This window comes from Pseudomonas sp. AC193, from assembly GCF_979258075.1.
This window is the reverse complement of the sequence record NZ_OZ409832.1, coordinates 5,546,881-5,558,729: the sequence shown is the minus strand read 5'-3', so window position 1 is coordinate 5,558,729 and position 11,849 is coordinate 5,546,881. Positions and strand designations below refer to the sequence as shown.

The window sequence follows — 11,849 nt, the reverse complement described above, 5'->3', positions numbered from 1 at the left end:
CACGTCCCTGTTTACGGCTGCGACTGCGGTTGCACCGCGGCCGGATCAAGCGGCTGATAAGGTTGCAGAACGGTGTCGCGCTGCTCGCCCAGAACCCAGGCGAAGCCCGAATACATCACCACCAGACAGACCAGCGTGAACAACACCACCATCCACGCCGGCACGATGCGCACCAGACTGCGGCGCTGATCGTTGAGGCCTTCCCAGTGCGGCGACAACTCGCGCGGCACGTCGCCACGCAACTGACGAATCTGACGGTACAAGGCGTCGCGGATGCCTTCGAGTTCGAGCATGCCGCGTGCCTGTACGCGGTACTTGCCCTCGAAACCGAGGGACAGGCACAGGTACATCAGCTCAAGCATCGGCAGGTGTTTGACCGGGTTTTTCGACAGCCGATCAAGCAGCTGGAAAAACTTCTCACCGCCAAAGGTTTCGTTGTGGAAGCTGCTGAGCAGGCTCATCTGCGACCACTCGCTCTCGTTGCCCCACGGCGTGGTCACGACAGCTTCGTCGACCACGGTGCAGAGCACGTAACGCGCGGCCATCACCTGACTGCTTTCGGCGCCGTTGTGCAGGGCGCGCACTTCAAACAGCTTGAGCCCGGCGGTCAGGCGCTCGTTGAGCGCGTACAAGTCTTCGCGGCTTTCGCTGTGCTTGAGGCGCACCACTTCCGAAAGCAAATCGGAGGACGCCGCCACCAGCGAATTGAGGCTGATATTGAACGACTCTGCCGGGCGCAGGCGCGCGGCGTAGATCATCCGTTCTTCCAGTTGTTCGAAGCGCGGTGGCGCGGCGAAATCGGTCAGCGGACTCGACGCCGGGCCATGGCCCTGACGGTCGAGCAGGACGGTTTTGTCGTCCTGGTTGTGTTCCATGTCCTTGATCATGTCGGTCAGTTCCTGATGGCCCAGAATTTCAGTTCAAGCTCGGCGAATTCGCCGGACACGTGGAACGCGAAACCGCCGGAGCGTTCCAGTTGTGCCAGGTCTTCGGAACTGAGTTCGAGAATGAAATAGGTTTTGTTGGAGTGGAACGCGATCTGCCGCGGGGCCACCGGCAACGGTTTGACCTTGATCCCCGGCAAATGCAGGTTGACCAGTTGGCGGATGCGCTCCACCGGGCCGACCTTGAGGTGCGCCGGCAAGCGGTGGCGCAGTTCTTCGGAATCGCAGTTGGCACTCGCTGCCAGCACGAACGACGCGGTGCCGAGCAGTTTGTGGTCGTGCAACGGCGAAACGATGATCCCGTACTGACGCGCTTGCAGGATCAGTTCGATGGCGTGCTGTTCGAGCACCATCGACAGCACCTGACGAATCGCTTCCATCAGTTTGCGGAAGCTGCCGCCCTGATCGGCGTGGGAATAACGGCTGTCCAGACGCGGGCGTTTGCTCTCGCCGGAGAACGTCGCCAGATCACCGAGCATGGTCAGCAGCGTGCGGTACAACTCTTCCGGGTGCACTTGCTCCAGACCGAGGTAGTGACGCAGCAGCAGCTCGGTGCGGTTGATCAGTTGCAGCATCATGAAGTCGCCAACCTCAGCGCCGCCGACCTTGCCGTTGGAGCGAATCCGCTCGGCAATCGTGTCGCCACGGTGGTTGAGCATGCTGATGACTTCTTTCAGGCACGACAGCAGATAGCTGGACGCGTGAGCCTGAATGTAGGTCGGCACGAAATCCGGATCGAGGCTGATCACGCCGTCGGGCGTGGTGTCGAGCACGTCGCAGATTTTCAGCTTCACATACGCCTGATCGCTCTGCTGCTCGCCGAGCATCAGTTTGAAATCCGGGCGACCGCAGCTGACCTGGCTGGCGGAATCGTCGCCGGCGTTGGAGTCAGCCACTTCAGCGTCGTACGCGGTGAAGCGCGCGAGCACGTCGGACTGCTCCGGACGGCGCGCCTCGATGTGGTTACCGGTGACCAGCGGCAGCGCCAGATAAATCGGCGTGTTGCCGGTGTTCGGCGGTACGTCCAGCGCCAGCGGTTCGGTGTTGCCGCCGAGTTCGAACAGGCTGCCGTCCGGAAGAATCCCCGAGGCCTGGCTGACCACCAGTTTGCCCATGTTGAGGAACTGCAGGTCGATCTCCAGATTGAGGAAACCCCAGGTGTAACTGCCCAGCAACTGGGTGCGGGTTTTCATCTGGTGATCGTAATAGCGATCGTTGTGCTGGAAGTGCTGCGGCCGCAGCAGCATGCCTTCCTGCCAAATGACTTTATGGGTATTCATGATCAGTTATCCGCCTTGGCGAGCGTTTCTTGGCTGTTGCGGATACCCGTCTGATCGAGGGTCAGATCAGCCTCGGTGAGTTCCTGCGGGGTGACCTGCACGGTGTAGCGCCACTCGGTTTCCGGCAGATCGCGGTAAGCGGCGAGCACGCCTACGTAACGGCTGCCCTCCTCCACGCTGAGCTTCAACTCGACGGTTTCACCCGGGCGCAATTCGAGTTCTTCGGTGGCCACCAGATCCGGGTTGAGGGATTCCTTGGCGCGCTCGTAGAGGCTGAAGAAGTCAGCGTTTTCGAAGGTCACCGGGTGTTTGAGTTCGAACAGGCGCACCACGATCGGCGAAGGACGCCCGTTGAGATCGGGGTTCAACTGATCGCTGCCGGTCAGTTTCAGATTGACCTTGGTCACGTTCGAGTACGGCGATAGCGACGAGCAACCGGCGAGCAACGCCAGCAAAGTGAGCGCAGTCAGCGTCTGGAAAAAAGCGGTCGAGCGGCGAGACATGCGCATCATCCTTGGTGGTCGGTGTGGAGGGTGGAAATCAGGCGGATCTGTTCTTCGTAGGCCTGAGCGAAGTCGCGGGCCAACAGGCGCTCGCTCCAGTCATCGTCCTGACGCAGTGCCTGGTGATAACGGCCGAACGCTCTCCAGCGCCCACCCGATGTTGCGATCAGCGGCTTGTTGTCGCGCTCGAAACGCAGGGTCAATTGCTCCGGCGAGAAGTGCTCCAGCGTGCCGCGTACGGCGGCGCGGCTGGCGGTCAGCAGCGCCACTTGATGCGCCTGCAGATCACGGAACGCGCGGGAGATCGCTTGCTCGGCCGGCAGATGACCGGGTTTGCTTGGCTGCAACAGAATCTCCAGCGCTTCGCTCGGATCGACGGCGAATTTCAGCGGATTCTTGTTGGTGCCCTGGACGATGGTCTGGGCCAGACGCAGCTCGTTTTTCAGCTCCGAGCGGGTGCGCAGGCTCTGTTGTAAACCGCCGACGCTCTGACGCAGCAAACGCGCGGCATTCAGTGCCAGCGCTTCGCGTTCGTCGTGGTTGAGGCTTTTGACGTCGACACCCAGCGCGGCGCCGAAGTGCTCCCAGAAACCTTCGCTTTGCCGTTCAACAGGCTTCGGCGCCGGCGCGGGTTCAGGCTCGACGGGAGCGGCGATCAGCTCCGGCACCATCAGGCTTTCCATGTCGATGCGCGCGTAGTCGGCACGCTGACGCGAGTCCTCGGGTTTGGCGGTCGGCGCCAGCAATTCGTCGATTTCCGAGTACACGCGCTCTTGCTGTTCGATGGCATTGAGCGGGTCGAGGTCGAGAAACGCGTCGTCGGGAATGATGCTGCCCGCCGCGCGCGGACGGCCGGCTTCGCCGTCGAACGTGGCCGGGTCACGCACCAGTCGCGCACGAATCTCGAAGTCGCCGAGCACGTAGGTGCTGCCGTGCTCGATGCGCACCGGTTCGCCCTTGTGCAGACGCGCGCCGCTGCCGCCGTCCTGAATGCCGTTGCTGCTGCTGTCGGTCAGGAAAAACGAGCCTTCGCGGTAGCTGACAATCGCGTGGTGATTGGACAGGTGACGCTTGCGGTCAGGGATGATCCAGTCGCAATCCTCGCCTCGCCCGATCACGCCGCCGGCCTGCTTGAAGGTCTTCTGGCACAACTCGGTGGGCACGAATTGCTTGGTGTTCAGCATTTCGAAAACCAATTCCATGTTTGCTGCTCCTTGCAATCACTTACCGCGATTGGCCGCTTGCGGATCACCCAGCGGGCGATAGTCGTTGTCGTTGAATTTGTAGTTGCCGCTACAGCCGCCAAGGCCGCATAGAACGACGAGGGTCAGCAGGACAGCGTGCCAGTGACGAACAGACATCAGAGGGTCTCCAGGGGTAGACAAAGCACAAAGCGCCGGCCCTTGCGGGCGGCGCCGTTATTAGCGAATTTATTGGTTTGGGAGGCTCTAAACCAAGGCTCAGAGCCAATCCAAGGAGGTGCCACGATCTCCTGTGGCGAGGGGACTTGTCCCCGTTGGGGTGCGCAGCGCCCCCAAAACCTGCCAGCGCGGTCTTTCAGTGAGACCGTATCTACCGGACTGCGGCTGCTGCGCAGCCGATCGGGGATAAATCCCCTCGCCACAGGGGAATCAACAGCCTCAAGGAATTCATTGGCCGTGGGAGTGCGGGACAAGGCGATCAATTTCTGCTCAACCATCGAAGTCACCCAAATTGATATTCAGGCGGCCGAGGCGGTATAGCAGTGTGCGGCGGGGCAGGCCCAGTTCGCGGGCGGCGAGGGTCTGGTTGCCGTCGTTTTTGCGCAGGCAGTTGAGCAACAACGTGCGCTCGACCTGCTCCAGGCGTTCGCGCAGATTCAGGCTGCTGTTGTCTTCGGGCATCGGCTCCATGCGCAGGGAGAAATGCTCGGCCAGCAACTCGCCGCCCTCGCACAACAGCACCGCGCGCTCGACCAGCGCTTTCAGTTCGCGGACGTTGCCGGGGAAGGTGTAACCCGCCAGATGCTCCAGCGCCGCGTCCGACCAACGCACCGGATCTCGCTGCAAATACGCGCAGGCCTTTTCGGCAAAATGCCGCGCGAGGTCGAGGATGTCGCCTTCGCGCTGACGCAACGCTGGCAGCACAATCGGGAATTGCGCGAGGCGGTAGTACAAGTCCTCGCGGAATTTGCCTTCACTGACCAGCACCGACAGATCGCGGTGAGTCGCGGCGATGATGCGCACGTCGATCTTGTGCGTGTCGTTGGAACCCAGCGGACGAATCTCGCCTTCCTGCAACACGCGCAGTAATTTCGATTGCAGCGACAGCGGCATGTCACCGATCTCATCGAGCAACAGCGTGCCGCCGTTGGCCGCGTCGAACAGCCCGGCGCGGTCGCGATCGGCGCCGGTAAAGGCGCCCTTGCGATAGCCGAACAGCTCGCTTTCCAGCAGGTTTTCAGGGAACGCCGCGCAGTTCTGCACGATGAAAGCCTGCGAGCGACGCGGCCCGCAATCGTGAATCGCCCGCGCGACGACTTCCTTGCCGGTGCCGGTTTCGCCGCGCAACAGCACGGTGTACGGGCTGTGCAGGACTTTGCCGATCAGCGAGTAGGTCTGGCGCATCGCGGTGCTTTTGCCAATCAAGCCGTAACCGCTGATGCTCGGCACGCTGCGCGCCACCGGCGCCGACACATCGCGTGGCTGACGCAGACGCTGGAGCAAATGCAATTGGCCAAGCACGAACGAGCCGAGCTGCCCGAGCGAATCGGCGAAGCCTTGCAGGTCGGTGCGACGGCGGCTGGCGCACAGCAGCAGACCTTCGACAGCCTTGTGCTGATTGACCAGCGGCACGCACAACAGCGACTGCCACGGCGAGGCCACCGCCGGCAGAAAACTGGTTTCGTGCAGGCTGGCGCTCAAGTCGTCGAGGCACACCACGCGGTTCTGGCACAGGGCGAATTGCAGCAGTTGCTCACCGTTGTAATCCGCCGGCAGGCTCGCCGCTTCACGCGGTTGCAGGGCGCCGTCGAGGCATTCGGCGTTCATTCCCAGGCAGGTGTGGGTGGCGTCGAGCAGATACAACTGCGCCAGTTCGCAACCGCTCAACTCGGCCAAGCCGCGCACGAAGTCACCCAGCAGCGCAGCACCGTCCGCCGCGCGCGACAGACTGGCGAACTGCGCCAGCAACGCTTCGGCATACACCAGCGGCTGCGGCACTTGAGTGAACATCACGCCCACCTCAGGCGAACTCGCACGTCACACTGGCTTCGCCGTCGAGCGTGGCGTGCACGCGCTTCAGGCTTTCACCGGTGGCCATGGCGTCGAGCAGACGATCGGCCACCAGCGGCAGCACGTGTTGATCGAGCAGATGATCGATCAGGCGCGCACCGCTGTCGCTTTGCGTGCAGCGCTCGGACAAGTGATCGACAAGGTTCTGGCACCAGCTGAAATCCAGCTGACGACGGTTGAGGCGCTCGCCAAGACGGCCGAGTTTGATCTCGATCAGCTCGCGCAATACCGGGCCGCCGACCGGGTAGTACGGCACCACTTTCATCCGCGCCAGCAGCGCCGGTTTGAAGTGTTTGCTGAGCACCGGGCGAATGGTTTCTTCGAGCACTTCGGCGGTCGGCCGCGCGCCGTTTTCGCAAAGGTCGCTGATGCGATCGCTGCCGAGGTTCGAGGTCATCAGGATCAACGTGTTGCGGAAGTCGATCTCGCGACCTTCGCCGTCGTTGGCCACGCCTTTGTCGAAGATTTGGTAGAACAGGTTGAGCACGTCCGGATCAGCCTTCTCGACTTCATCGAGCAACACCACCGAGTACGGTTTCTGCCGCACGGCTTCGGTGAGCATGCCGCCCTCGCCGTAACCGACGTAGCCTGGCGGTGCACCGATCAGGCGCGAGACGGTGTGCTTCTCCTGGAACTCGGACATGTTGATGGTGGTGATGAAACGGTCGCCGCCGTACAGCAGATCAGCGAGGGCCAGCGCGGTCTCGGTTTTACCGACGCCGCTCGGGCCGACCAGCAGGAACACGCCGACTGGCGCGTCAGGTTTGTTCAGGCCGGCAGCGGTGGCGCGCATCGAGCGATCCAGTGCGTGCACGGCTTGTTCCTGACCGCGAATGCGCGTGCGCAGATCGGTGGCGAAACTGGCGACTTTGGCGTTGTGCTCGCGAGCCAGTTGCGCCAACGGCACGCCAGTCCAGGCGCTGATCACTTCGGCGACCAGACGCGGGCACACTTCGAAACTGACCAGACGCTCTTTGACCTGGGCGGCAGTCAGCGCGCTGTGGGTTTCGTTGAGCTGGGCTTCCAGCGCTTCAACGCTCTGGCCTTCTTCGACCTCGGCGGCGAGGGTTTCGATGACCGTGCCTTCGGCGTCTTCTTCAACGCTGAGCACCGGTTCAACGGCAGCGGCTTCGCGGGCCTTGGCCAGTTGCTGACGCAGATCGAGCAGGCGCTCGGCCAGGGTTTTCTGTTCAGTCCACAGGGTTTCCAGCGCGACCATTTCGTCTTCGGCGTCGTCGAGACGTGCTTCCAAAGCCTCCAGCGCTTCGTGATCGATCAGCAGACCAGCCTCGGCGTCACGGCGCAGGGCCTGACGCTGACGGCCACCTTCAGCCAGTTCGCCACGCAGGCGCTCAAGGCTTTCCGGGGCAGCGGCGAGGCTGATGCGTACGCGGGCGCAAGCGGTGTCGAGGACATCAACGGCTTTGTCCGGCAGTTGCCGACCGGCCAGGTAACGTGCGGACAATTCCGCCGCCGAAACCACCGCGTCATCACGCAGATAGATACCGTGGCTTTTCTCATAAACCTGGGCCAGACCACGGAGGATGGTCACCGCTTCGCTCACGGTCGGTTCGTGCAATTGCACCGGTTGGAAACGACGGGCCAGCGCCGGGTCTTTCTCGAAGTATTTCTTGTACTCGGCCCACGTGGTGGCGGCGATGGTACGCAGTTCGCCACGGGCCAGTGCCGGTTTCAGCAGGTTGGCCGCATCGGAACCGCCAGCATTGCCGCCCGCGCCGATCAGCGTATGCGCTTCGTCGATAAACAGAATGATCGGTTTCGGCGAAGCTTTGACTTCGTCGATCACGCCTTTGAGACGACGTTCGAATTCACCTTTGACGCTGGCGCCGGCCTGCAACAGGCCCATGTCCAGCGACAGCAGTTCAACGCCTTTGAGCACTTGCGGCACTTCACCGGCAGCGATGCGCGAGGCCAGACCTTCGACGATGGCGGTCTTGCCGACACCGGCCTCACCGACGACGATCGGGTTGTTCTTGCGGCGACGGGCGAGGATGTCGACCATCTGCCGAATCGCGCCGTCACGGCACAGTACCGGGTCGAGTTTACCGTCGCGGGCCTGTTGGGTCAGGTTGTGGGTGAAACGCTGCAACAGCGATTCGCCCTGCGCGGCGGGTTTGCCATTGGCCGCCGGCTGCTCCTGTTGCGACAGGGCAAATTCTTTCAGGCGATCGATGTTCAGCTTGGCGAGCAGCGGCTGATAACGGCTGCCGGCGTAACGCATCGGGTTGCGCAGCAGCGCGAGGATCAGCGCGGCGTCTTCAACCTGGGTCTGACCGAGTTCGAGGTTGGCCACCAGCAACGCATCTTGCAGCCACTGCACCAGTTCCGGGGCGAACACCGGGTTGCGCGAAGCGCTGTGCTCGACGCGCGATTGCAGCGCGGCGCTGAGTTCACCGGCGTCGACATCGGCGTCTTGCAACGCGCGGGCGAGCAAACCGTTCGGACGTTCCAGCAGGCCGAGCATCAAGTCTTCGACAAGAATTTTGCTACCGCCACGGGCGACGCAACGCTCGGCCGAACGCTCCAGATCACGACGGGTTTCGGCGTCCAGCGCCTGGATGAGTTGTTGCAGGTCTACGTTGATCATGGCTCACGTCCTTAATGAATTTTGCTGCCCAGGGTCACCACGCCGTCCGCTTTTTCGCGGCCCAGCCAACTGGTCCAACCGAGGCGACAGGCGTTCTGCTCACCGATGCGCAGTTCGCGGATTTCTTCCTGGCGCAGCACCAGGCGGATGTCGTAATCGAGCGGGTCACGCAGGGTGAACCGCACCAGCGCGCAGAGCGGCTGGTAGCCGAAACCGATCGGCAGGAATTCATGGAATCGCTGCCAATCGAGTTCGGTGATGTGAATGCGGAATTTGCCGCTGCGGTCGCGCACGTGTTCGCCGAGCACCAGGTCTTCGCCGAGCAGGCTGTTGGCGCGGCCCAAACGATTGCGCTGTTCTTCAAGAATCTCGACGCGGCGCTCGATGCATTGCTCGATGACCAGGTCTTCGTGCTTGAAGTAGTAACGCAGCACGGCTTCGATCAGCGCCGCCGAGTGCGCCCGCAGACTGAGCAAACCGAGGTACGGCAGCAGGCGTTTCCAGTTGAGTTCCTTGGCCTTGCGAATCTCTTCGCCACCGAGACCGATCAGCGCAAACAGCTGCGCCGAAAACGGGTCGAGCGCGCCGCTCTGGAAGCTTGCGCGGTAGCGGTATTTGCGCCAGATCGGCAGCATCAGCCGTTGCAGACGATGGTGAAACAGGTCGAGGAAGTTGCGCGTCGGGTTGCCGTCTTCGCTATCGCCCAGGGCTTGTTCGCCATAGAACGCCGGCAGCGGCGAACCGGAACCGACCAGGCCGATCAGGTTGAAACGCATGCGCGCGCGCATCTGCCCGTGCTCTTCGAAAAACTCCACGCGATCGACGTCGCTGCCGGGAAAACCCAGGCTCGGATTGGCCTGGAATTCCAGCTGATCGTACAAATCGTCTTCGCTCAGGTACGGGTGTGCCTCGCGCAGCCGATCGATCACCAGCAGCACTGCCTGAAACAGCGAGTACTCGCGTATCGCCTTGGTGAGCCCGCTTAAAGCAGGGGCTGCAGGCCCATACGTGGTGTCCATTGGTACACCTCTCCCTGTGTGCTTTTTACTCGCAGCTCGTGGAATGAATTGAGACTGGCGTAAAGCGCGAAAAACTCGTTAAGAACCGAAGCGAAAACGAACAGGTCGCCTTCGCCGATGTACCCTTCCGGGTCGATGGTCAGCTCGGTGCGCAAGCCGCGTACCGGCAAGCCACGGTGCAAGCGATCGACGTGGTGATGCTTGATGTTTTTCAGGCCGCCGAGCAGGCGTTTGCTGACCTTCTCTGCGTGCTGGTCGTAGTAACGCGGCAGGTCGTAGGTTTCGAGAATCACCTTCAACGCATTGACGTCCGCCAGCGACAGATAGTTAAGCGACATGTTGCTGATCAGCTTCCACAGGAAGTCACGGTTCAGCGGCGGCGCGAAGCTCGACGTGGCCGGGGTGATGTTGCGGAAACTGAGAAACTCCGGCGTCTCTTCGCAGGCCACACAGATGTCGCCGAGCTTGAGCTTGCGCGGCAGATTCTGGTTGGTGCAGATCAGCTCGATCGACAGGGTTTCGTGGGCTTCGGTGTGACGAATGCCGAAGCTCAAATAAGTGTCGAGGCCGTCGTGCAGCAAGGACGAGCGCTGGCGAATGCTGTAATGCGGACGGCTGTTGGGCACGTCGAAACTCGGGTCGTGCTCGAAGGATTCGAACGGCACGTATTCCTGATAACCGAGGCCGCCGGGCTTCCAGCCCGTCACGGTTTCCACCGAGAACACACCGCAGTTTTCCAGATCGTATTCCGCGGGCAGCAGCAGGTATTCGTCCTGCTTGCCGTCGAGACGAATCGGCAACGCATCGTGGGCAAACAGGTTGGCGATCGGCGTGCAAAACAGCTTCACGTTATCCAGTGTCGGACGCATGCGCAGGATGCCGCTCTTGCGAATGTCGAAGCGCAATTCCAGGCCGCGCATCTGCTTGAGGGTGTCCTGCGGCAGCGCGTTGAGGATGTCCAGACCGTTGACGTCGACGAAGAGAAACTTGTCCTGAAAGGCGAAGTATTCCTGCAGGTAGCGATAGCCACGGAAGGTGTTCAGCGGATACGGGATCAACGCTTCTTCTTCGGCAAAGCCCACCGGGGTGACCCGGTCACCGGGAATCTTGAACGCCATCGGCTTGCCGCTGACGCCATCAATTGGCTTGCCGGCGCCGTCGAGCGGGATCAGCTCGATACCTTCAAGATTGCGCAGCAAGCTCAGATAAAGCATCTGGCTGATGTAGCGTTCACCGGCAAAGTGCAGGCGCAGTTTGCTCAGTTCCAGTTCACCGAGGTGGCCGTCGGCACTCATTTCCAAACGCAGACTCAGCAGCGAGCCGTCGCCCTTCACCGAGTAATTCAGCGCCGCGAGATCCAGCGGCAACACCTCGGTCGGGTAGCAGGTGCGGAAGCGGCAACGCACGTCTTCGATCGGCTTGCTCTCCACCGGCGTATCACGCTCGACCACCAGCGCCGGGCCCGAACGCTTGAGCGGATCGAACTGCAAAATGCTGAACGCCGGCAGCGGGCGCATGTAGTTGGGCCAGAGCAATTGCATCAGCGAATGGCTGAGTTCCGGCAGTTCGTCATCGAGCTTCTGGCGCAGGCGCCCGGTGAGAAACGCAAAGCCTTCCAGCAACCGCTCCACGTCCGGATCCCGCCCGGCCTGCCCCAGATACGGGGCCAGCGCCGGACTACGCTCGGCGAAACGGCGACCGAGTTGGCGCAGTGCGGTGAGTTCGCTTTGGTAGTAGTGGTTAAAGGACACGGGTTACCTGCCTGGTAGTGGAACGCATCAAAAAAATATCCTGTAGAGCGCGACTGTCAGTCCGGACACGAAATAACCTGCGACGAGCAGGTACGGTAAAAAAGCGAGCCAAGCGAACATCATCGGTAATCCGGAAAGCTCCCCCAAAAGCAACAGAACCAGCCCGCCGATAATCCAGGGTGCCGCATAAAACGGGATGAACATCAGTGGCGCCCACAAGACCTTCTTCAGAATCTGTTGCTCAGTTACTTTGCTGAGCGCTCGCGTTGCCCATGCGGCAAAAACGAAATACGCCGGAATGCCGAACCCAAGGACGTAGATCATCAGGAACTGCTTCCAGTTGGAGACCTGCGAGTACCCCGCAAACCAATCAACGATCGTTAGAACCACGAGCAAGACCATCGGTCCGCAGAGCGCGGCCACCAGAAATCTGTGCAGGCTCGGAGTGATCACTTGCACACACCTAAGGCAG

At 61.6% G+C, this 11,849-nt stretch carries 10 protein-coding genes; all 10 read right to left on the bottom strand.

The genetic code is table 11. The features are described 5' to 3' along the window. Positions 1 to 11: 11 nt before the first annotated feature. The gene (icmH, locus tag ACZZ0D_RS24900) at positions 12 to 887 is read right to left on the bottom strand and encodes a type IVB secretion system protein IcmH/DotU (protein ID WP_053125083.1); all 876 of its coding nucleotides are present in this window, start codon (positions 885 to 887) and stop codon (positions 12 to 14) included. Positions 888 to 892: 5 nt separating this feature from the next. Next, positions 893 to 2,224 (bottom strand): type VI secretion system baseplate subunit TssK, encoded by a 1,332-nt coding sequence (tssK, locus tag ACZZ0D_RS24895; RefSeq protein ID WP_212545360.1) that lies wholly within the window; start codon positions 2,222 to 2,224, stop codon positions 893 to 895. A 2-nt stretch (positions 2,225 to 2,226) separates the two neighbouring features. Continuing rightward, positions 2,227 to 2,727, bottom strand: a complete 501-nt coding sequence (gene tssJ / locus ACZZ0D_RS24890) for a type VI secretion system lipoprotein TssJ (protein ID WP_053125087.1) — start codon at positions 2,725 to 2,727, stop codon at positions 2,227 to 2,229. A 5-nt stretch (positions 2,728 to 2,732) separates the two neighbouring features. Next, on the bottom strand, positions 2,733 to 3,929 hold the full coding sequence (gene tagH / locus ACZZ0D_RS24885) for a type VI secretion system-associated FHA domain protein TagH (protein WP_212545361.1): 1,197 nt from the start codon (positions 3,927 to 3,929) through the stop codon (positions 2,733 to 2,735). An 18-nt stretch (positions 3,930 to 3,947) separates the two neighbouring features. Further along, positions 3,948 to 4,088, bottom strand: coding sequence for a hypothetical protein (locus ACZZ0D_RS24880; RefSeq protein ID WP_053125091.1), 141 nt, complete (start codon positions 4,086 to 4,088; stop codon positions 3,948 to 3,950). Between the two features lie 330 nt (positions 4,089 to 4,418). Next, entirely contained in the window at positions 4,419 to 5,939 is a 1,521-nt protein-coding gene (locus tag ACZZ0D_RS24875; protein WP_463554534.1) for a sigma-54 interaction domain-containing protein, read from the bottom strand. 10 nt (positions 5,940 to 5,949) lie between these two features. Continuing rightward, positions 5,950 to 8,607 (bottom strand): type VI secretion system ATPase TssH, encoded by a 2,658-nt coding sequence (gene tssH / locus ACZZ0D_RS24870; RefSeq protein WP_463554533.1) that lies wholly within the window; start codon positions 8,605 to 8,607, stop codon positions 5,950 to 5,952. A gap of 11 nt (positions 8,608 to 8,618) precedes the next feature. Then, on the bottom strand, positions 8,619 to 9,626 hold the full coding sequence (gene tssG / locus ACZZ0D_RS24865; RefSeq protein ID WP_053125097.1) for a type VI secretion system baseplate subunit TssG: 1,008 nt from the start codon (positions 9,624 to 9,626) through the stop codon (positions 8,619 to 8,621). Next, a complete protein-coding gene (tssF, locus tag ACZZ0D_RS24860) occupies positions 9,590 to 11,377 on the bottom strand; it encodes a type VI secretion system baseplate subunit TssF (RefSeq protein ID WP_053125099.1) in 1,788 nt (595 codons plus the stop codon). The genes tssG and tssF overlap by 37 nt, the downstream gene beginning before the upstream one ends. 27 nt (positions 11,378 to 11,404) lie before the next feature. Next, positions 11,405 to 11,830 (bottom strand): hypothetical protein, encoded by a 426-nt coding sequence (locus tag ACZZ0D_RS24855; RefSeq protein ID WP_463554532.1) that lies wholly within the window; start codon positions 11,828 to 11,830, stop codon positions 11,405 to 11,407. Between the last annotated feature and the right edge of the window lie 19 nt (positions 11,831 to 11,849).

Excerpts from the sequence above, each read along its gene's own strand:
- icmH (WP_053125083.1), bottom strand. The coding sequence starts at position 887 with ATGATCAAGGACATGGAACACAACCAGGACGACAAAACCGTCCTGCTC.
- tssK (WP_212545360.1), bottom strand. The coding sequence starts at position 2,224 with ATGAATACCCATAAAGTCATTTGGCAGGAAGGCATGCTGCTGCGGCCG.
- tssJ (WP_053125087.1), bottom strand. The coding sequence starts at position 2,727 with ATGTCTCGCCGCTCGACCGCTTTTTTCCAGACGCTGACTGCGCTCACT.
- tagH (WP_212545361.1), bottom strand. The coding sequence starts at position 3,929 with ATGGAATTGGTTTTCGAAATGCTGAACACCAAGCAATTCGTGCCCACC.
- ACZZ0D_RS24880 (WP_053125091.1), bottom strand. The coding sequence starts at position 4,088 with ATGTCTGTTCGTCACTGGCACGCTGTCCTGCTGACCCTCGTCGTTCTA.
- ACZZ0D_RS24875 (WP_463554534.1), bottom strand. The coding sequence starts at position 5,939 with ATGTTCACTCAAGTGCCGCAGCCGCTGGTGTATGCCGAAGCGTTGCTG.
- tssH (WP_463554533.1), bottom strand. The coding sequence starts at position 8,607 with ATGATCAACGTAGACCTGCAACAACTCATCCAGGCGCTGGACGCCGAA.
- tssG (WP_053125097.1), bottom strand. The coding sequence starts at position 9,626 with ATGGACACCACGTATGGGCCTGCAGCCCCTGCTTTAAGCGGGCTCACC.